General features: G+C 62.0%; 1 protein-coding gene. It reads left to right on the top strand.

Annotation, left to right across the window (positions count from 1 at the left end):
* Window positions 1-50: 50 nt before the first annotated feature.
* Window positions 51-24,605, top strand: coding sequence for an immunoglobulin-like domain-containing protein (locus tag ABRP30_RS27135; RefSeq protein ID WP_372490376.1), 24,555 nt, complete (start codon window positions 51-53; stop codon window positions 24,603-24,605).
* Window positions 24,606-24,677 lie beyond the last annotated feature (72 nt).

The following is a 24,677-nucleotide window of genomic DNA, read 5'->3' as shown; positions in this document are numbered from 1 at the left end:
CGCTGCTCGGAGCATGGAACCAGATCACATCGGGTAACCCGGAGAGTCCAATGAGCAGCGTTGTAGCCATCGTAAAAAGTATTGTTGGCCAAGTCATCGCAGTATCCCCAGAAGGCATCCGGCGTGTACTCATTGAAGGTGATCGCCTGTTGGCCGGTGAAGAAGTGCTCACCGGCCCGGGCGGTGCCGTCACCCTCGAACTGGCCGATGGTCGCTTGCTCGATCTGGGGCGTGATACCCAGTGGAGCGCTGATGCACCCGACAGCAGCACCGACTTGGGTCAGGCCACCGCGCAGGCCGCGCCGTCGGTGGAAGAGCTGCAACAAGCGATCGCTGCGGGCGTGGACCCTACCACCGAACTGGAAGCGCCGGCAGCAGGGCCTGCAGCGGCAGGTGGCGGTTCGGTTGGCGGAGGGCACAGTTTTGTGCTGTTGGAAGAAACAGCAGGCTCGGTGGACCCGACCATCGGTTTCCCGACGGACCCTCTGAGCTTCGCCGCCGACCTTGATGACGAGGAGGTCGGCGCGCTGGATACCGATGCCAACGACACCACCGCCGATACTCCGGCAACGGTCGCCACTGGCCTGACCCTCACCGCCACCCCTTCGATCTCCGAAGCGGGTGGCGTTATCGTTTATACCGCGACGGTCGGCCAGGCACCTACTTCCAACCTGACCGTAACACTGTCCAATGGGGCAGTGATCGTCATTCAGGCGGGCCAGACCAGCGGCACCGTGAACGTGACGATCCCGGCTAACGATACCCCATACGTCGATGGCGGCCAGATCTCCGCCACCGTGACGGGAACCAGTGGCGGTACTGGCATCACCGTGACCTTGCCGCAGACGCCTGCGGTGACTCAGGTTACCGATACAGTAGACAACACGACTGCGACCCTTACCGCTTCGCCAAGCGTCACCGAAGGTGGCGTGATCACTTACACCGTAACCCTGAGCAACCCCGCCCAGACCCCGGTGACCGTGACGCTGTCGAACGGCCAGACCATTACCGTTGGCGCGGGCAATACCACGGGCAGCGTGGACTTCCAGACGCCGGCCAATGATGTTTACAACAATGGCTCGACGGTCACCGCCACCATCACCGGCGCCACCGGTGGCAATTTTGAGCAGTTGTCGATCAATCCCCAGCGCGCTGTAACCACTATCAGCGACAGCATTGACACGTCGACGGTCACCCTGACTGCAACCCCAAGCGTGGTCGAGGGCGGCACCGTGGTGTACACCGCCTCGGTGTCGGCGCCTGTCACTGGATCACCGCTGGTCGTAACCCTGGCCAATGGTCAGAGCATCACCATCGGTGTCGGTGAGTCGTCCGGTTCGGTCAACTTTGTTGCGCCGAACAACATTTACAACACCAATGCACCGCTGACCAACAGCATTACCAAAGTCGAGGGCGGGAATTACGAGAAGTTGGATACCGCAGGTACTCCAACCACCACGGTTACTGACAGCCCGGCTACCCAGGCGACCACCAACCTGGTGCTGAGCGCCACTGGCGATGTCGCCGAGGGCGGTCAGATCGTTTACACCGCCACGCTGAGCAACCCAGCGGGTACGGCGATGACCGTGACCTTGAGCAACGGCGCGACCATCAATATCGCGGCCGGCCAAACCTCCGGCACGGTCTCTGTTCCAGCCCCGGCGGATGACGTCTACAAAGACGCCGGTCAGGTCAAAGTCAGCGTTACTGGCACCACCGGTGGTGACTTCGAGAACCTCGCAGTCAACCCGGCTGAGGCCGTAACCAACGTCAGCGACACGCTCGATACCAGCACGGTGACCCTGACCGCCACTCCAAGCGTGGTCGAGGGCGGCACCGTCGTGTATACCGCCTCGGTGTCGGCGCCGGTCACCGGCAGCCCACTAGTGGTGACCCTGGCCAACGGCCAAACCATCACCATCGGCGTTGGCGAGTCGTCCGGTTCGGTCAACTTTGTTGCGCCGAATAACGTCTACAACACCAACACCCCGCTGACCAACAGCATCACCAAGGTCGACGGCGGTAATTACGAGAAGCTGGATACCGCAGGTACTCCAAACACCACGGTTACCGACAGTCCGGCTACTCAGGCAACCACCAACCTGGTGCTAAGCGCCACTGGCGATGTCGCTGAAGGCGGTCAGATCGTCTACACCGCGACCTTGAGCAACCCAGCGGGCACGGCGATGACCGTGACCCTGAGCAACGGCGCGACCATCAATATCGCGGCAGGCCAGACCACTGGCACGGTCTCTGTTCCAGCCCCGGCGGATGACGTTTACAAAGACGCCGGTCAGGTCAAAGTCAGCGTTACCGGCACCACCGGTGGTGACTTTGAAAATCTTGCGGTCAATCCGGCTGAAGCCGTGACCAATGTCAGCGACACGCTCGATACGTCGACCGTGACCCTGACGGCGAATGCTTCGGTAATCGAAGGTGGCGTGGTCACCTACACGGCGTCGGTTAGCGCTCCGGTCACCGGTTCGCCGTTGGTCGTGACATTGGCTAACGGCCAAACCATCACCATTGGTGTCGGTGAATCGTCCGGCTCGGTCAACTTCACCGCACCGAACAACGTCTACAACACCAATGCACCGCTGACTAACAGCATCACCAAGGTTGAAGGCGGCAATTACGAACAGCTCGACACCGCTGGCACCCCGACCACCACAGTCACCGATAGCCCGGCTACCCAGGCGACCACGAACCTGGTGCTAAGCGCGACTGGCGATGTCGCTGAAGGCGGTCAGATCGTTTACACCGCGACCTTGAGCAACCCAGCGGGTACGGCAATGACCGTCACGCTGAGCAATGGCGCGACCATCAATATCGCTGCAGGCCAGACCACTGGCCAAGTGACCGTCGCAGCACCGGCCGATGACGTCTACAAAGACGCCGGCCAGATCAAAGCCACCATCACTGGCACTACCGGTGGCGACTTCGAGAACCTCGCAGTCAATCCGGCTGAAGCCGTGACCAATGTCAGCGACACGCTCGATACGTCGACCGTGACCCTGACGGCGAATGCTTCGGTAATCGAAGGTGGAGTGGTCACCTACACGGCGTCGGTTAGCGCTCCGGTCACCGGTTCGCCGCTGGTCGTGACCCTGGCCAATGGTCAGAGCATCACCATCGGTGTCGGTGAATCGTCCGGTTCGGTCAACTTCACCGCACCGAACAACGTCTACAACACCAATGCACCGCTGACTAACAGCATCACCAAGGTTGACGGCGGTAACTACGAGAAGCTGGATACCGCGGGTACTCCAACTACGACGGTCACCGACAGCCCGGCTACGCAGGCGACTACCAACCTGGTGCTGAGCGCCACCGGCGATGTCGCCGAAGGCGGCCAGATCGTTTACACCGCGACCTTGAGCAACCCAGCCGGCACGGCGATGACCGTGACCCTGAGCAATGGTGCGACCATCAATATCGCGGCCGGCCAGACCTCTGGCCAAGTGACCGTCGCTGCCCCGGCTGATGACGTGTACAAAGACGCCGGCCAGGTCAAAGCGACCGTCACTGGTACCACCGGTGGCGACTTCGAGAACCTCGCAGTCAATCCGGCTGAAGCCGTGACCAATGTCAGCGACACGCTCGATACCAGCACGGTGACCCTGACCGCCACTCCAAGCGTGGTCGAGGGCGGTACCGTGGTGTACACCGCGTCCGTGTCGGCCCCAGTCACCGGCAGCCCACTGGTGGTCACCCTGGCCAACGGCCAGAGCATCACCATCGGTGTCGGTGAGTCGTCCGGCTCGGTCGACTTCACCGCGCCGAACAACGTCTACAACACCAATGCACCGTTGACCAACAGCATTACCAAGGTCGACGGTGGTAATTACGAGAAGCTGGATACCGCGGGCACCCCGACCACGACGGTCACCGACAGTCCGGCTACCCAGGCGACTACCAACCTGGTGCTGAGCGCCACTGGCGATGTCGCCGAAGGCGGTCAGATCGTCTACACCGCCACGCTGAGCAACCCAGCGGGTTCGGCGATGACCGTGACGCTGAGCAATGGCGCGACCATCAATATTGCGGCCGGCCAGACCTCTGGCCAAGTGACCGTCGCCGCACCAGCCGATGACGTCTACAAAGACGCGGGCCAGGTCAAAGTCAGCGTTACTGGCACCACCGGTGGTGACTTCGAGAACCTCGCAGTGAATCCGGCGGAGGCCGTGACAAACGTCAGCGATACGCTCGACACGTCGACCGTCACGTTGACCGCCACTCCAAGCGTGGTCGAGGGCGGCACCGTGGTGTACACCGCGTCGGTGTCGGCGCCTGTTACTGGTTCGCCGCTGGTCGTGACCCTGGCCAACGGTCAAAGCATCACCATCGGTGTCGGAGAGTCGTCCGGCTCGGTCGACTTCACCGCGCCGAACAACGTCTACAACACCAATGCACCGCTGACCAACAGCATCACCAAGGTTGAAGGCGGTAATTACGAACAGCTCGACACCGCCGGCACCCCGACCACCACAGTCACCGACAGCCCAGCTACCCAGGCGACCACCAACCTGGTGCTGAGTGCCACCGGCGATGTCGCTGAAGGCGGTCAGATCGTCTACACCGCGACCTTGAGCAATCCAGCCGGCACGGCGATGACCGTCACCCTGAGCAACGGCGCGACCATCAATATCGCGGCCGGCCAGACCTCTGGCACGGTCTCTGTTCCAGCCCCGGCGGATGACGTTTACAAAGACGCCGGCCAGGTCAAAGCCACCATCACCGACACCACCGGTGGTGACTTCGAGAACCTCGCAGTCAATCCGGCTGAAGCCATAACTAACGTCAGCGATACGCTCGACACGTCGACCGTCACGTTGACCGCCACTCCAAGCGTGGTCGAGGGCGGCACCGTGGTGTACACCGCGTCGGTGTCGGCCCCAGTCACCGGCAGCCCACTGGTGGTCACCCTGGCTAACGGCCAAACCATCACCATCGGTGTCGGCGAATCGTCCGGCTCGGTCGACTTCACCGCGCCAAACAACGTCTACAACACCAATGCGCCGCTGACCAACAGCATTACCAAGGTCGACGGCGGTAATTACGAACAGCTCGAAACCGCGGGCACCCCGACCACCACGGTCACCGACAGCCCGGCTACCCAGGCGACTACCAGCCTGGTGCTGAGCGCCACCGGCGATGTCGCCGAAGGCGGTCAGATCGTTTACACCGCCACGCTGAGCAACCCGGCAGGCACGGCGATGACCGTGACCCTGAGCAACGGCGCGACCATCAGTATCGCGGCTGGCCAAACCACCGGCACGGTCTCTGTTCCAGCCCCGGCTGACGATGTTTACAAAGACGCCGGTCAGGTCAAAGCCACCGTCACCGGTACCACCGGTGGCGACTTTGAGAACCTCGCAGTCAATCCGGCTGAAGCCGTGACCAATGTCAGCGACACCCTTGATACCAGCACGGTGACCCTGACGGCTAATGCCTCGGTTGTCGAAGGCGGGGTGGTCACCTACACGGCGTCGGTTAGCGCTCCGGTCACCGGTTCGCCGCTGGTCGTGACATTGGCTAACGGCCAAACCATCACCATTGGCGTCGGCGAATCGTCCGGCTCGGTCGACTTCGTTGCGCCGAATAACGTCTACAACACCAATGCACCGCTGACTAACAGCATCACCAAGGTTGAAGGCGGCAATTACGAACAGCTCGACACCGCCGGTACTCCAACTACGACGGTCACCGACAGTCCCGCTACTCAGGCCACCACTAACCTGGTGCTGAGTGCGACTGGCGATGTCGCCGAGGGCGGTCAAATCGTCTACACCGCCACGCTGAGCAATCCCGCCGGCACGGCGATGACCGTCACGCTGAGCAACGGCGCGACCATCAATATCGCGGCCGGCCAAACCTCCGGCACGGTCTCTGTTCCGGCCCCGGCCGATGACGTCTACAAAGACGCCGAGCAGGTCAAAGCCACCATCACCGACACCACCGGTGGTGACTTCGAGAATCTCGCAGTCAATCCGGCTGAGGCCGTGACCAACGTCAGCGATACGCTCGATGTGTCGACCGTGACCCTGACGGCCAATGCTTCGGTTGTCGAAGGTGGCGTGGTTACCTACACCGCCTCGGTGTCGGCGCCTGTTACCGGTTCGCCGCTGGTCGTGACATTGGCTAACGGCCAAACCATCACCATCGGTGTCGGCGAATCGTCCGGCTCAGTCAACTTCACCGCACCGAACAACGTCTACAACACCAATGCACCGCTGACCAACAGCATCACCAAGGTTGAAGGCGGGAATTACGAACAGCTCGAAACCGCGGGCACCCCGACCACGACGGTCACAGACAGTCCGGCTACCCAGGCGACTACCAGTTTGGTGCTGAGTGCCACCGGCGATGTCGCCGAAGGCGGCCAGATCGTCTACACCGCGACCTTGAGCAACCCCGCGGGCACGGCGATGACCGTCACGCTGAGCAACGGCGCGACCATCAATATCGCGGCAGGCCAGACCTCCGGCACGGTCTCTGTTCCAGCCCCGGCTGACGATGTTTACAAAGACGCCGGTCAGGTCAAAGCCACCGTCACCGGTACCACCGGTGGCGACTTTGAGAACCTCGCAGTCAATCCGGCTGAAGCCGTGACCAATGTCAGCGATACGCTCGATACGTCGACCGTGACCCTGACGGCGAATGCTTCGGTAATCGAAGGTGGCGTGGTGACCTACACCGCCTCGGTGTCGGCGCCGGTCACCGGCAGCCCACTAGTGGTGACCCTGGCCAACGGCCAAACCATCACCATCGGCGTTGGCGAGTCGTCCGGTTCGGTCAACTTTGTTGCGCCGAATAACGTCTACAACACCAACACCCCGCTGACCAACAGCATCACCAAGGTCGACGGCGGTAATTACGAGAAGCTGGATACCGCAGGTACTCCAAACACCACGGTTACCGACAGCCCGGCTACGCAGGCGACTACCAACCTGGTGCTGAGCGCCACCGGCGATGTCGCCGAGGGCGGCCAGATCGTCTACACCGCGACCTTGAGCAACCCAGCCGGCACGGCGATGACCGTGACGCTGAGCAACGGCGCGACCATCAATATCGCGGCAGGCCAGACCTCTGGCACGGTCTCTGTTCCAGCCCCGGCGGATGACGTTTACAAAGACGCCGGCCAGGTCAAAGCGACCGTCACTGGTACCACCGGTGGTGACTTCGAGAACCTCGCGATCAATCCGGCTGAGGCCGTGACCAATGTCAGCGATACGCTCGATACGTCGACCGTGACCCTGACGGCGAATGCTTCGGTAATCGAAGGTGGCGTGGTGACCTACACCGCCTCGGTGTCGGCGCCTGTTACTGGTTCGCCACTGGTCGTAACCCTGGCCAATGGTCAAACCATCACCATCGGCGTTGGCGAGTCGTCCGGTTCGGTCGACTTTGTTGCGCCGAATAACGTCTACAACACCAATGCACCGCTGACCAACAGCATCACCAAGGTTGAAGGCGGCAATTACGAACAGCTCGACACCGCTGGCACCCCGACCACCACAGTCACCGATAGCCCGGCTACCCAGGCGACCACCAACCTGGTGTTGAGTGCCACCGGCGATGTCGCTGAAGGCGGTCAGATCGTTTACACCGCCACGCTGAGCAACCCAGCGGGTACGGCAATGACCGTCACGCTGAGCAATGGCGCGACCATCAATATCGCTGCAGGCCAGACCACTGGCCAAGTGACCGTCGCAGCACCGGCCGATGACGTCTACAAAGACGCCGGCCAGATCAAAGCCACCATCACTGGCACTACCGGTGGCGACTTCGAGAACCTCGCAGTCAATCCGGCTGAGGTCGTGACCAACGTCAGCGACACCCTCGATACCAGCACGGTGACCCTGACCGCCACTCCAAGCGTGGTCGAGGGCGGTACTGTGGTGTACACCGCCTCGGTGTCGGCCCCAGTCACCGGTAGCCCGCTGGTCGTGACCCTGGCCAACGGCCAGAGCATTACCATCGGCGTCGGTGAGTCGTCCGGTTCGGTCAATTTCACCGCGCCGAATAACGTCTACAACACCAATGCACCGCTGACTAACAGCATTACCAAGGTTGAAGGCGGGAATTACGAACAGCTCGACACCGCGGGCACCCCGACCACCACGGTCACCGACAGCCCGGCTACCCAGGCGACCACCAACCTGGTGCTGAGCGCCACCGGCGATGTCGCCGAAGGCGGCCAGATCGTCTACACCGCCACGCTGAGCAACCCAGCGGGTACGGCGATGACCGTGACGCTGAGCAACGGCGCGACCATCAATATTGCGGCCGGCCAAACCTCTGGCCAAGTGACCGTCGCCGCACCGGCCGATGACGTTTATAAAGACGCTGGTCAGGTCAAAGTCAGCGTTACTGGTACCACTGGTGGCGACTTCGAGAACCTCGCAGTCAATCCGGCTGAAGCCGTGACTAACGTCAGCGATACGCTCGATACCAGCACGGTGACCCTGACCGCCAATGCTTCAGTAGTCGAAGGTGGCGTGGTCACCTACACGGCGTCGGTTAGCGCTCCGGTCACCGGTTCGCCGCTGGTCCTAACCCTGGCTAACGGCCAAACCATCACCATCGGCGTCGGCGAATCGTCCGGCTCGGTCAACTTCACCGCGCCAAACAACGTCTACAACACCAATGCGCCGCTGACCAACAGCATCACCAAGGTCGACGGCGGTAATTACGAGAAGCTGGATACTGCCGGTACTCCAATCACCACAGTCACCGACAGTCCTGCTACCCAGGCGACCACCAACCTGGTGCTGAGCGCCACTGGCGATGTCGCCGAGGGCGGTCAGATCGTTTACACCGCCACGCTGAGCAACCCAGCGGGTACGGCGATGACCGTGACCTTGAGCAACGGCGCGACCATCAATATCGCGGCTGGCCAAACCACCGGCACGGTCTCTGTTCCAGCCCCGGCGGATGACGTCTACAAAGACGCCGGTCAGGTCAAAGCCACCGTCACCGGTACCACCGGTGGCGACTTCGAGAACCTCGCAGTGAATCCGGCTGAGGCCGTGACCAATGTCAGCGATACGCTCGACACGTCGACCGTGACCCTGACGGCCAATGCCTCGGTTGTCGAAGGCGGGGTGGTCACCTATACGGCGTCAGTTAGCGCTCCGGTCACCGGCAGCCCACTTGTGGTCACCCTGGCCAACGGCCAAACCATCACCATCGGTGTTGGCGAGTCGTCCGGTTCGGTCAACTTCACCGCACCGAACAACGTCTACAACACCAATGCGCCGCTGGCCAACAGCATCACCAAGGTTGAAGGCGGCAATTACGAACAGCTGGATACCGCGGGCACCCCGACCACGACGGTCACCGACAGTCCGGCTACCCAAGCGACTACCAGTTTGGTGCTGAGCGCCACCGGCGATGTCGCTGAAGGCGGTCAGATCGTTTACACCGCCACGCTGAGCAACCCAGCGGGCACGGCGATGACCGTGACGCTGAGCAACGGTGCGACCATCAATATCGCGGCAGGCCAGACCACTGGCACGGTCTCTGTTCCAGCCCCGGCGGATGACGTTTACAAAGACGCCGGTCAGGTCAAAGTCAGCGTTACCGGCACCACCGGTGGTGACTTCGAGAACCTCGCAGTCAATCCGGCTGAAGCCGTAACCAATGTCAGCGATACGCTCGACACGTCGACCGTGACCCTGACTGCCAATGCCTCGGTTGTCGAAGGCGGGGTGGTCACCTATACGGCGTCGGTTAGCGCTCCGGTCACCGGCAGCCCACTCGTGATCACCCTGGCCAACGGTCAGAGCATCACCATTGGCGTCGGTGAGTCCTCCGGCTCGGTCGACTTTGTTGCGCCGAATAACGTCTACAACACCAATGCACCGTTGACCAACAGCATCACTAAGGTCGACGGTGGTAATTACGAGAAGCTGGATACCGCCGGTACTCCAACCACCACGGTTACCGACAGTCCTGCTACCCAAGCGACTACCAGCCTGGTGCTGAGCGCCACCGGCGATGTCGCTGAAGGCGGCCAGATCGTTTACACCGCCACGCTGAGCAACCCAGCGGGTACGGCGATGACCGTGACCCTGAGCAACGGCGCGACCATCAACATCGCTGCAGGCCAGACCTCTGGCCAAGTGACCGTCGCCGCACCGGCTGATGACGTCTACAAAGACGCCGGCCAGGTCAAAGCCACCGTCACCGGTACCACTGGCGGTGACTTCGAGAAGCTGGCGGTGAGTCCGGCTGAGGCCGTAACCAACGTCAGCGATACCCTCGACACGTCGACCGTCACTTTGACCGCCACTCCAAGCGTGGTCGAGGGCGGTACCGTGGTGTACACCGCGTCCGTGTCGGCCCCAGTCACCGGCAGCCCACTTGTGGTCACCCTGGCCAACGGCCAGAGCATTACCATCGGCCTCGGTGAGTCGTCCGGCTCGGTCAACTTCACCGCGCCAAACAACGTCTACAACACCAACACCCCGCTGACCAACAGCATTACCAAGGTCGACGGCGGTAATTACGAGAAGCTGGATACCGCAGGTACTCCAAACACCACGGTTACCGACAGTCCTGCTACTCAGGCGACCACCAATCTGGTGCTGAGCGCGACTGGCGATGTCGCTGAAGGCGGTCAGATCGTTTACACCGCGACCTTGAGCAACCCAGCGGGCACGGCGATGACCGTGACTCTGAGCAACGGCGCGACCATCAATATCGCCGCCGGCCAGACCTCCGGTACGGTCTCTGTTCCGGCCCCGGCCGATGACGTCTACAAAGACGCCGGCCAGGTCAAAGCCACCATCACTGGCACTACCGGTGGCGACTTCGAGAACCTCGCAGTCAATCCGGCTGAAGCCGTGACCAATGTCAGCGACACGCTCGATACGTCGACCGTGACCCTGACGGCGAATGCTTCGGTAATCGAAGGTGGAGTGGTCACCTACACGGCGTCGGTTAGCGCTCCGGTCACCGGTTCGCCGCTGGTCGTGACCCTGGCCAATGGTCAGAGTATCACCATCGGTGTCGGTGAATCGTCCGGTTCGGTCAACTTCACCGCACCGAACAACGTCTACAACACCAATGCACCGCTGACCAACAGCATCACCAAGGTCGACGGCGGTAATTACGAACAGCTCGACACCGCTGGCAACCCGACCACCACAGTCACCGACAGCCCGGCTACCCAGGCGACCACCAACCTGGTGCTGAGCGCCACTGGCGATGTCGCTGAAGGCGGTCAGATCGTTTACACCGCGACCTTGAGCAACCCAGCGGGTACGGCAATGACCGTCACGCTGAGCAATGGCGCGACCATCAATATCGCTGCAGGCCAGACCACTGGCCAAGTGACCGTCGCAGCACCGGCCGATGACGTCTACAAAGACGCCGGCCAGGTCAAAGCCACCATCACTGGCACTACCGGTGGCGACTTCGAGAACCTCGCAGTCAATCCGGCTGAAGCCGTGACCAATGTCAGCGACACGCTCGATACGTCGACCGTGACCCTGACGGCGAATGCTTCGGTAATCGAAGGTGGAGTGGTCACCTACACGGCGTCGGTTAGCGCTCCGGTCACCGGTTCGCCGCTGGTCGTGACCCTGGCCAATGGTCAGAGCATCACCATCGGTGTCGGTGAATCGTCCGGTTCGGTCAACTTCACCGCACCGAACAACGTCTACAACACCAATGCACCGCTGACCAACAGCATCACCAAGGTCGACGGCGGGAATTACGAGAAGTTGGATGCTGTGGGCACTCCAACCACTACGGTCACTGACAGCCCTGCTACCCAGGCGACCACCAATCTGGTGCTGAGCGCGACTGGCGATGTCGCTGAAGGCGGTCAGATCATTTACACCGCGACCTTGAGCAACCCCGCGGGCACGGCGATGACCGTCACGCTGAGCAACGGTGCGACCATCAATATCGCGGCCGGCCAGACCTCCGGTACGGTCTCTGTTCCAGCCCCGGCGGATGACGTTTACAAAGACGCCGGCCAGGTCAAAGCGACCGTCACTGGTACCACCGGTGGTGACTTTGAAAATCTTGCGGTCAATCCGGCTGAAGCCGTGACCAATGTCAGCGACACGCTCGATACCAGCACGGTGACCCTGACCGCCACTCCAAGCGTGGTCGAGGGCGGTACTGTGGTGTACACCGCGTCCGTGTCGGCCCCAGTCACCGGCAGCCCACTGGTGGTCACCCTGGCCAACGGCCAGAGCATCACCATCGGTGTCGGCGAGTCGTCCGGCTCGGTCAACTTCACCGCGCCGAACAACGTCTACAACACCAATGCACCGTTGACCAACAGCATCACCAAGGTTGAAGGCGGCAATTACGAACAGCTGGATACCGCGGGCACCCCGACCACCACAGTCACCGATAGCCCGGCTACCCAGGCGACCACCAACCTGGTGCTGAGCGCCACCGGCGATGTCGCTGAAGGCGGTCAGATCGTCTACACCGCGACCTTGAGCAACCCAGCCGGCACGGCGATGACCGTCACCCTGAGCAACGGCGCGACCATCAACATTGCAGCCGGCCAAACCTCTGGCCAAGTGACCGTCGCCGCACCAGCTGATGACGTTTACAAAGACGCTGGCCAGGTCAAAGTCAGCGTTACTGGTACCACCGGTGGTGACTTCGAGAACCTCGCAGTCAATCCTGCTGAAGCCGTAACCAATGTCAGCGATACGCTCGATACGTCGACCGTCACTTTGACCGCCACTCCAAGCGTGGTCGAGGGCGGCACCGTGGTGTACACCGCGTCCGTGTCGGCCCCAGTCACCGGCAGCCCACTGGTGGTCACCCTGGCCAACGGCCAGAGCATCACCATCGGTGTCGGCGAATCGTCCGGCTCGGTCGACTTCACCGCACCGAACAACGTCTACAACACCAATGCGCCGCTGACTAACAGCATCACCAAGGTTGAAGGCGGTAACTACGAGAAGCTGGATACCGCGGGTACTCCAACTACGACGGTCACCGACAGCCCGGCTACGCAGGCGACTACCAACCTGGTGCTGAGCGCCACCGGCGATGTCGCCGAAGGCGGCCAGATCGTTTACACCGCGACCTTGAGCAACCCAGCCGGCACGGCGATGACCGTGACCCTGAGCAATGGTGCGACCATCAATATCGCGGCCGGCCAGACCTCTGGCCAAGTGACCGTCGCTGCCCCGGCTGATGACGTGTACAAAGACGCCGGCCAGGTCAAAGCGACCGTCACTGGTACCACCGGTGGCGACTTCGAGAACCTCGCAGTCAATCCGGCTGAAGCCGTGACCAATGTCAGCGACACGCTCGATACCAGCACGGTGACCCTGACCGCCACTCCAAGCGTGGTCGAGGGCGGTACCGTGGTGTACACCGCGTCCGTGTCGGCCCCAGTCACCGGCAGCCCACTGGTGGTCACCCTGGCCAACGGCCAGAGCATCACCATCGGTGTCGGTGAGTCGTCCGGCTCGGTCGACTTCACCGCGCCGAACAACGTCTACAACACCAATGCACCGTTGACCAACAGCATTACCAAGGTCGACGGTGGTAATTACGAGAAGCTGGATACCGCGGGCACCCCGACCACGACGGTCACCGACAGTCCGGCTACCCAGGCGACTACCAACCTGGTGCTGAGCGCCACTGGCGATGTCGCCGAAGGCGGTCAGATCGTCTACACCGCCACGCTGAGCAACCCAGCGGGTTCGGCGATGACCGTGACGCTGAGCAATGGCGCGACCATCAATATTGCGGCCGGCCAGACCTCTGGCCAAGTGACCGTCGCCGCACCAGCCGATGACGTCTACAAAGACGCGGGCCAGGTCAAAGTCACCGTCACCGGCACCACCGGTGGTGACTTTGAAAATCTTGCGGTCAATCCGGCTGAAGCCGTGACCAATGTCAGCGATACCCTCGATACCAGCACGGTGACCCTGACCGCCAATGCTTCAGTAGTCGAAGGTGGCGTGGTCACCTACACCGCGTCGGTTAGCGCTCCGGTCACCGGTTCGCCGCTGGTCGTAACCCTGGCTAACGGCCAAACCATCACCATCAGCGTTGGCGAGTCGTCCGGTTCGGTCAACTTTGTTGCGCCGAATAACGTCTACAACACCAACACCCCGCTGACCAACAGTATTACCAAGGTTGAAGGCGGCAATTACGAACAGCTGGACACTGCCGGTACTCCAACCACCACAGTCACCGACAGCCCGGCTACCCAGGCGACTACCAACCTGGTGCTGAGCGCCACCGGCGATGTCGCTGAAGGCGGTCAGATCGTCTACACCGCCACGCTGAGCAACCCAGCGGGTACGGCAATGACCGTCACCCTGAGCAACGGCGCGACCATCAATATCGCTGCAGGCGAGACCTCCGGTACGGTCTCTGTTCCGGCACCGGCCGATGACGTCTACAAAGACGCCGGTCAGGTCAAAGTCACCGTCACGGGTACCACCGGTGGTGACTTCGAAAATCTTGCGGTCAATCCGGCTGAGGCAGTGACCAACGTCAGCGATACGCTCGACACGTCGACCGTCACGTTGACCGCCACTCCAAGCGTGGTCGAGGGCGGTACTGTGGTGTACACCGCCTCGGTGTCGGCCCCGGTTACCGGTAGCCCGCTGGTCGTGACCCTGGCCAACGGCCAGAGCATCACCATCGGCGTCGGCGAGTCGTCCGGTTCGGTCGATTTTGTTGCGCCGAATAACGTCTACAACACCAACACCCCGCTGACCAACAGTATTATCAAGGTTGAAGGCGGCAATTACGAACAGCTGGACACCGCCGGTACTCCCACCACCACGGTCACCGACAGCCCGGCTACCCAGGCGACTACCAACCTGGTGCTGAGCGCCACCGGCGATGTCGCCGAGGGCGGTCAGATCGTCTACACCGCCACGCTGAGCAACCCTGCCGGCACGGCGATGACCGTCACCCTGAGCAACGGCGCGACCATCAATATCGCTGCAGGCCAGACCTCCGGTACGGTCTCTGTTCCGGCACCGGCCGATGACGTCTACAAAGACGCCGGTCAGGTCAAAGTCAGCGTTACTGGCACCACCGGTGGTGACTTCGAGAAGCTGGCGGTGAGTCCGGCTGAGGCCGTAACCAACGTCAGCGATACGCTCGATACCAGCACGGTGACCCTGACCGCCACTCCAAGCGTGGTCGAGGGCGGTACTGTGGTGTACACCGCCTCGGTGTCGGCCCCAGTCACCGGTAGCCCACTCGTGGTGACCCTGGCCAACGGCCAAACCATCACCATCGGCGTTGGCGAATCGTCCGGTTCGGTCAACTTCACCGCACCGAACAACGTCTACAACACCAATGCGCCGCTGACCAACAGTATTATCAAGGTTGAAGGCGGCAATTACGAACAGCTGGACACCGCCGGTACTCCCACCACCACGGTCACCGACAGCCCGGCTACCCAGGCGACTACCAACCTGGTGCTGAGCGCCACCGGCGATGTCGCCGAGGGCGGTCAGATCGTCTACACCGCCACGCTGAGCAACCCTGCCGGCACGGCGATGACCGTCACCCTGAGCAACGGCGCGACCATCAATATCGCTGCAGGCCAGACCTCCGGTACGGTCTCTGTTCCGGCACCGGCCGATGACGTCTACAAAGACGCTGGCCAGGTCAAAGTCAGCGTTACTGGCACCACCGGTGGTGACTTCGAGAAGCTGGCGGTGAGTCCGGCTGAGGCCGTAACCAACGTCAGCGATACGCTCGATACCAGCACGGTGACCCTGACCGCCACTCCAAGCGTGGTCGAGGGCGGTACTGTGGTGTACACCGCCTCGGTGTCGGCCCCAGTCACCGGTAGCCCACTCGTGGTGACCCTGGCCAACGGCCAAACCATCACCATCGGCGTTGGCGAGTCGTCCGGTTCGGTCAACTTTGTTGCGCCGAATAACGTCTACAACACCAACACCCCGCTGACCAACAGCATCACCAAGGTCGACGGCGGTAATTACGAGAAGCTGGATACTGCCGGTACTCCAACCACCACAGTCACCGACAGCTCCGCTACCCAGGCGACCACCAACCTGGTGCTGAGTGCTACCGGTGATGTCGCCGAAGGCGGTCAGATCGTCTACACCGCGACCTTGAGCAACCCAGCGGGCACGGCGATGACCGTGACGCTGAGCAACGGCGCGACCATCAATATCGCGGCCGGCCAAACCACCGGCACGGTCTCTGTTCCAGCCCCGGCTGACGATGTTTACAAAGACGCCGGCCAGGTCAAAGCCACCGTCACCGGTACCACTGGCGGTGACTTCGAGAAGCTGGCGGTGAGTCCGGCTGAGGCCGTAACCAACGTCAGCGATACCCTCGACACGTCGACCGTCACTTTGACCGCCACTCCAAGCGTGGTCGAGGGCGGTACCGTGGTGTACACCGCGTCCGTGTCGGCCCCGGTTACCGGTAGCCCGCTGGTCGTGACCCTGGCCAACGGCCAGAGCATCACCATCGGCGTCGGCGAATCGTCCGGTTCGGTCAATTTCACCGCGCCGAACAACGTCTACAACACTAATGCACCGCTGACCAACAGCATCACCAAGGTCGACGGCGGTAATTACGAGAAGCTGGATACCGCTGGTACTCCAGCTACGACGGTCACCGACAGCCCGGCTACGCAGGCGACTACCAACCTGGTGCTGAGCGCCACTGGCGAAGTCGCCGAGGGCGGTCAGATCGTTTACACCGCCACGCTGAGCAACCCAGCCGGCACGGCGATGACCGTGACCTTGAGCAACGGCGCAACTATCAACATCGCGGCAGGCCAGACCTCTGGCCAAGTGACCGTCGCGGCTCCGGCCGATGACGTCTACAAAGACGCCGGCCAGGTCAAAGCCACCATCACCGGTACCACCGGTGGCGACTTCGAGAAGCTGGCGGTCAACCCGGCGCAAGCCGTGACCAACGTCAGCGATACGCTCGACACGTCGACCGTCACGTTGACCGCCACTCCAAGCGTGGTCGAGGGCGGCACCGTGGTGTACACCGCGTCGGTGTCGGCCCCGGTTACCGGTAGCCCGCTGGTCGTGACCCTGGCCAACGGCCAGAGCATCACCATCGGCGTCGGCGAGTCGTCCGGTTCGGTCAATTTCACCGCGCCGAACAACGTCTACAACACTAATGCACCGCTGACCAACAGCATCACCAAGGTCGACGGCGGTAATTACGAGAAGCTGGATACCGCTGGTACTCCAGCTACGACGGTCACCGACAGCCCGGCTACGCAGGCGACTACCAACCTGGTGCTGAGCGCCACTGGCGAAGTCGCCGAGGGCGGTCAGATCGTTTACACCGCCACGCTGAGCAACCCAGCCGGCACGGCGATGACCGTGACCTTGAGCAACGGCGCAACTATCAACATCGCGGCAGGCCAGACCTCTGGCCAAGTGACCGTCGCGGCTCCGGCCGATGACGTCTACAAAGACGCCGGCCAGGTCAAAGCCACCATCACCGGTACCACCGGTGGCGACTTCGAGAAGCTGGCGGTCAACCCGGCGCAAGCCGTGACCAACGTCAGCGATACGCTCGACACGTCGACCGTCACGTTGACCGCCACTCCAAGCGTGGTCGAGGGCGGCACCGTGGTGTACACCGCGTCGGTGTCGGCCCCGGTTACCGGTAGCCCGCTGGTCGTGACCCTGGCCAACGGCCAGAGCATCACCATCGGCGTCGGCGAGTCGTCCGGTTCGGTCAACTTCGTTGCGCCGAACAACGTCTACAACACCAATGCACCGCTGACCAACAGCATCACTAAGGTCGACGGCGGTAACTACGAGAAGCTGGATACCGCGGGTACCCCGACCACCACGGTCACCGACAGCCCGGCTACTCAGGCCACCACCAACCTGGTGCTGAGCGCCACTGGCGATGTCGCTGAAGGCGGTCAGATCGTTTACACCGCGACCTTGAGCAACCCCGCGGGCACGGCGATGACCGTGACGCTGAGCAACGGTGCGACCATCAATATCGCGGCCGGCCAGACCTCCGGTACGGTCTCTGTTCCGGCACCGGCCGATGACGTGTACAAAGACGCCGGTCAGGTCAAAGTCACCGTCACCGGCACCACCGGTGGCGACTTCGAGAACCTCGCAGTGAATCCGGCTGAGGCCGTGACCAATGTCAGCGACACGCTCGACACGTCGACCGTCACGTTGACCGCCACTCCAAGCGTGGTCGAGGGCGGTACCGTGGTGTACACCGCCTCGGTGTCGGCCCCGGTTACCGGTGGCCCGCTGATAGTGACCCTGGCCAACGGCCAGAGCATTACCATCGGCGTCGGTGAGTCGTCCGGTTCGGTCAATTTCACCGCGCCGAACAACGTCTACAACACCAATGCGCCGCTGACCAACAGCATCACCAAGGTCGACGGCGGTAATTACGAGAAGCTGGATACCGCCGGTACTCCAACCACTACGGTCACTGACAGTCCGGCTACCCAGGCGACCACCAACCTGGTGCTGAGCGCCACCGGCAATGTCGCTGAAGGTGGTCAGATCGTCTACACCGCCACGCTGAGCAACCCAGCGGGCACGGCAATGACCGTGACGCTGAGCAACGGCGCGACCATCAATATCGCGGCTGGCCAAACCACCGGCACGGTCTCTGTTCCAGCCCCGGCGGATGACGTCTACAAAGACGCTGGCCAGGTTAAAGTCAGCGTTACTGGTGCCACCGGTGGTGACTTCGAGAAGCTGGCAGTGAATCCAGCTGAAGCCGTAACCAACGTCAGCGATACGCTCGATACCAGCACGGTGACCCTGACCGCCACTCCAAGCGTGGTCGAGGGCGGCACCGTGGTGTACACCGCCTCGGTGTCGGCCCCGGTTACCGGTAGCCCGCTGGTCGTGACCCTGGCCAACGGCCAGAGCATTACCATCGGCGTCGGTGAGTCGTCCGGTTCGGTCAATTTCACCGCGCCAAACAACGTCTACAACACCAATGCACCGTTGACCAACAGCATCACCAAGGTTGACGGCGGTAACTACGAGAAGCTGGATACCGCGGGTACCCCGACCACCACGGTCACCGACAGCCCGGCTACTCAGGCCACCACCAACCTGGTGCTGAGCGCAACTGGCGATGTCGCCGAGGGCGGTCAGATCGTTTACACCGCCACGCTGAGCAACCCAGCCGGCACGGCGATGACCGTGACCTTGAGCAACGGCGCAACTATCAACATCGCGGCAGGCCAGACCTCTGGCCAAGTGACCGTCGCGGCTCCGGCCGATGACGTCTACAAAGACGCCGGCCAGGTCAAAGCCACCATCACCGGTACCACCGGTGGCGACTTCGAGAAGCTGGCGGTCAACCCGGCGCAAGCCGTGACCAACGTCAGCGATACGCTCGACACGTCGACCGTCACGTTGACCGCCACTCCAAGCGTGGTCGAGGGCGGCACCGTGGTGTACACCGCGTCCGTGTCGGCCCCAGTCACCGGCAGCCCACTGGTGGTCACCCTGGCCAACGGCCAGAGCATTACCATCGGCGTCGGTGAGTCGTCCGGCTCGGTCAACTTCACCGCGCCAAACAACGTCTACAACACCAATGCACCGCTGACCAACAGCATCACCAAGGTCGACGGCGGTAACTACGAGAAGCTGGATACCGCGGGTACCCCGACCACCACGGTCACCGACAGCCCGGCTACTCAGGCCACCACCAACCTGGTGCTGAGCGCCACTGGCGAAGTCGCCGAGGGCGGTCAGATCGTCTACACCGCTACGCTGAGCAACCCCGCCGGCACGGCAATGACCGTGACGCTGAGCAACGGCGCGACCATCAACATCGCGGCCGGGCAGACCACTGGCCAAGTGACCGTCGCTGCACCGGCTGATGACGTCTACAAAGACGCCGGCCAGGTCAAAGCCACCATCACCGGTACCACCGGTGGCGACTTCGAGAAGCTGGCGGTCAACCCGGCGCAAGCCGTGACTAACGTCAGCGACACGCTCGACACGTCGACCGTCACGTTGACCGCCACTCCAAGCGTGGTCGAGGGCGGCACCGTGGTGTACACCGCGTCCGTGTCGGCCCCAGTCACCGGCAGCCCACTGGTGGTCACCCTGGCCAACGGCCAGAGCATCACCATCGGTGTCGGTGAGTCGTCCGGCTCGGTCAACTTCACCGCGCCGAACAACGTCTACAACACCAACACCGCGCTGACCAACAGCATCACCAAGGTCGACGGCGGCAATTACGAGAAGTTGGTCACCGCTGGCTCCCCGTCAACGACGGTAACGGATGTGGCAGGCACCAAGGACACCACGAGCCTTGTCCTGAGCGCGACGCCAACGGTCGCCGAAGGCGGCAAGATCACCTACACCGCAACCTTGTCCAACAAGGCCGGTTCTGACATGACCATCAAATTGAGCAATGGCGAGACCATCTCAATCGCCAAAGGTCAGACCGAGGGCAGCATCACCCTCAACGCGCCAGGCGATGACCCCTACATCGATGCTGGCTCGGTACAGGTCAAGATCGACGGCAGCACCGGCGGCGATTTCGAATTGCTGGCCGTTGACGGCGCTTACGCGGTCACCAAGGTCTCCGACACCATCGACAATACCAGCCTGACCCTCAGCGCCACGCCCACGGTCGCCGAAGGTGGCCAGATCACCTATACCGCCACGTTGAGCAACCCGGCGGGCACGGCGATGACGGTCACCCTGAGCAATGGCCAGACCATCAACATTGCAGCAGGCAAAACGTCAGGCTCGGTGATTGTCGCCGCGCCCGCCGAGGATGTGTACATCGATGCAGCGGACGTGTCGGCGAAAATTACCGGCACTTCAGGGGGCAACTTCGAAAACCTCGTCGTCAGTAACACGCCAGCGGTCACCGCCGTGACCGACACCATCCAGACGACCACCCTGAGCATCAGTGGTACAACCGCTGTTGCCGAAGGTGGCAACGCAACTTACACGCTGAACCTCAGCAACAATGCGCAAACCGATGTGACGGTGAAGCTTTCGTATACCGGCACCGCCGCCAATGGCGCCGACTACACCGGTGTGGCCATCGTCACGATCAAAGCGGGCAGCAACTCAGCCACCTTCACCATCCCGACCATCAAGGACAACGTCACCGAAGGTACCGAGCAGTTCACCGTCAAGATCGACTCGGCCACCGGCGGCAACTTCGAAAACCTGGCGGTCAGCGGCAGCGCTGGTAGCGTCACCACCCAGATCTTCGAGCCGGCGCCCGTCCTGGACCTGGACGCCAACAATTCTAGCGGCAAGACCGGCGCCGACTACCAGACCACGTTCACCGAGAACCAACCAGGCAGCGGTGTTTCGATCGGCGATATCGACGTGTCGATCACCGACTTCGACAGCTCGATGCTGACCGGCGCGACGGTGACCCTGACCAACCGCCAGCCAGGCGATGCCCTGAACCTGGGCAACAGCGTCAATGGCATATCGATCAACGCCAACAGCACCGATGGCAAGGTGGTCCTGACCCTGAGCGGCACCGCTTCGCTGGCTGACTACATCCAGGCGATCAAGAACATCACCTTCATCAACACCAGTGAAGACCCGAGCACCGTCCCTCGGATCATCACGGTCACGGTGACTGACGGTGTGAACACCTCGAACACGGCCACCACCACGGTCAACGTCGTGGCGGTCAATGACCTGCCCACCACTACCGGCGGAGCGGTCACCGGCACCGAGGACACCGACTTGGTGCTGGGTTGGAGCGACTTCAACATCAGCGATGTCGACTCCTCGCTTAGCAGCCTAGGGGTGACCATCACCCAGCTGCCAGGGGCCGGTACCTTGAAGCTGTACAACGGCACCAGCTGGGTCGATGTGAAGGCAGGCCAGACCATCAGCCAGGCCGACATCGCCGCCGGCAAGCTCAAGTTCGTTCCTGTGGCTAACCAGTCGGGTGTCGACGGTTACGGTGGTACCGGTGTGGGCAACAAGCAGGCGGACTACGCGCAGATCAAGTATGCGCCTACCGATGGCAAGGGCACGGGCAGCGAAGCCACGCTCAAGGTCGATATCACGCCGATGGCCGACAAGCCGGACCTGAGCATTGGCAGCAACAACGTCAATTCGCTGGGCCTGACCAAGGAAACCTGGACCAGCCTCAACGGCCTGGGCACCAACGGCAATGGCATCACCGGTGACGCGCTGAAGAACGTGTTCGCCAACTCCGGCAGCGCCGGCAAGAGCGAACAGGTGACCACGGTCGACACCACGGCCACCGTCACCCCGGGGTCGGGCTCGAAGACCTCAGGCCTGATCTACCTGGAGGCTGGCAAGACCTACACCTTCAGTGGCACCGCTGACGACAGCCTGCAAATCGTCATCGGCGGCAAGAACGTCGCCGGCGGTACCTGGGGCTCGGCCAGCGGCAGCATTTCCGGCAGCTACACCCCGACCACCAGCGGCTATTACACCCTGGAGATCTACAACGCCAACCAGGCCGGGCCAGGCAGCCTTGACGTCAACATCAAGGTGGGTAATGGCGCAGTCACAGACCTTAGCAGCGCCAACATCCCGATGTACCCGAACGTCGCCGCGCTGGCCAACGCCGGTGTCACGGTGTCCGACCTGCATGGCAGCAACGGCGTGGGTTACTACGACGGCTACAAGCTCAACGAAGGCGGCGAGAATGGTGCGCCGGTCAAGCTGGTAGGCATCAGTACCGCACTGACCGACACCGATGGTTCCGAGAGCCTGAGCGTCAAGCTCAGCGGCATCCCGACAGGCTCGGTAGTGGCCGACAATGCAGGCCATACCTTCACCGTTGGTGCCAGTGCGGTGGATGTCACGGGTTGGAATCTGGGCAGCCTGACCATCAAGCCGCCGGCCTACTACTCCGGCCAGTTCGACGTGAAAGTCACTTCGACGTCCACCGAAAGCGTTGGCGGCAGCACTGCCACCAGCGAAGGCAGCATCAAGGTCACGGTCTACCCGCAGTCGTACACCACCAGCAACCTGTCGTCCGACAGCGATACCATCACCGGCACCGATGGCAATGACATCGTGGTCGCGGATGTCAGCGGCCTGCACGTGGTACCAGGCAAGGACTACAACATCGCCTTCATCGTCGACACCTCGGGCAGCATGGGCTCTGCGGGCGTCGATGCCGCGAAGCAATCGCTGGAGTCGGTGTTCAAGACCTTGGCTGCAAGCGTCAAGGGCGCACAGTCCGGGACGGTGAATATTCTGTTGGTCGACTTTGCTACCCAGGTAAAGAGCAGCGTATCGGTGACCCTCAACGATGCGGGCCTGAAAACCCTGCTGAGTGCGCTGGGCACGTTGAACTCCAATGGCGGCACCAACTATGAGGATGCCTTCAAAACGACAGCCAACTGGTTCGCCAACCTCAAGGCTGCAGGTAGCACCGGTAGTAACCAGACATTCTTCATCACTGACGGTGAGCCGACCTACTACCAGACCAGTGAACAGGGCAACCCGAACCTGGGCAACACCAACGTCAAGCTCGATACGTTCCTGTCGTCGATCAACTACAAGATGGGCGATACCGTTACCAACTATCAGTTGGATACCAACAACCGTCTCTCGATCGACAGCAGCGGCAAGTTGACCATGCAGGTTCGCGAGTTGGACTGGAGCTGGAACTCGGGTTACTACTACAAATGGTCCACCCAGAGCACAGCCACTATACGTGCCGAGGGTAATGGGGGTTATGAGCTGTCGACCCGCGACGGCACGGGCAACTCGACTGACCGGGCAACCACCAACAACTCGACTGACAGCTTCAAGATCCTCGCTGGTTTGTCCGACGTCGAGGCGATTGGCCTCAACAGCGGCGTGAACAAGGATGACCTGAAGCCCTATGACTCCGATGGCAAGCCACAGGCCAACATCGACCCGAGCAAACTGGCAGATGCCATCCTCGGCCACACCGAAGTCACCCAGCCGGGCAACGACACGGTCAACGGTGGTGATGGCAACGACATCATCTTCGGCGACCTGCTGACCTTCCCGACGGTCGCCGGCACGGGTGTAGAGGCGATCCAGGGTTACGTGGCGAACAAGCTCGGTGTGGATGCGGGCGATGTCGACGCGCGGGCAATGCACAAGTACATCTCCGAGCATTACACCGAGTTCGATATTGCGGGCAGCAATGATGGCGCCGACACCCTGATGGGGGGCGCAGGCAATGACATCCTCTTCGGCCAGGGGGGTAATGACACCCTCGATGGTGGCAAAGGTAATGACATCCTGCTGGGCGGCACTGGCAACGACACCCTGATCGGCGGCCAAGGCAATGACATGCTGATCGGTGGCAGCGGTGCCGACACCTTCGTGTGGAAGTCCGGTGACATTGGCAGTGACGTGATCAAGGACTTCAAAGTCAGCGAGGGTGACCGCCTGGACTTGCGCGACCTGCTGCAAGGTGAGAAGGCCAGCACTATCGACAACTTCCTGAAGATCACCACCGTCGATGGGTCCTCGACCTTGCAGGTCAGCACCGAAGGCAAGCTCAACGCAGCCGGTGGCCTGGCCAATGCCGATGTGTCTATCAAGCTGGAAGGGGTCAACTGGTCCAACACCACGGTCAACTCGTTGATCAGCGGTGCCGACCCCACCATCAAGATCGACAACGCCTGATCCCGTCTGCGCGGTGGCCACCCCGGCCACCGCGCAGCGCGGTCTTTTCTGTCATCCTCGTGCAGCGCATAC

The sequence above is a fragment of the Pseudomonas sp. WHRI 8519 genome, from assembly GCF_040224055.2.
GTDB lineage: Bacteria > Pseudomonadota > Gammaproteobacteria > Pseudomonadales > Pseudomonadaceae > Aquipseudomonas > Aquipseudomonas putida_X.
Note: the sequence above shows the minus strand (reverse complement) of the source record. Positions and strands in the feature narration are given on the sequence as shown.

Excerpts from the sequence above, each read along its gene's own strand:
- ABRP30_RS27135 (WP_372490376.1), top strand. The coding sequence starts at position 51 with ATGAGCAGCGTTGTAGCCATCGTAAAAAGTATTGTTGGCCAAGTCATC.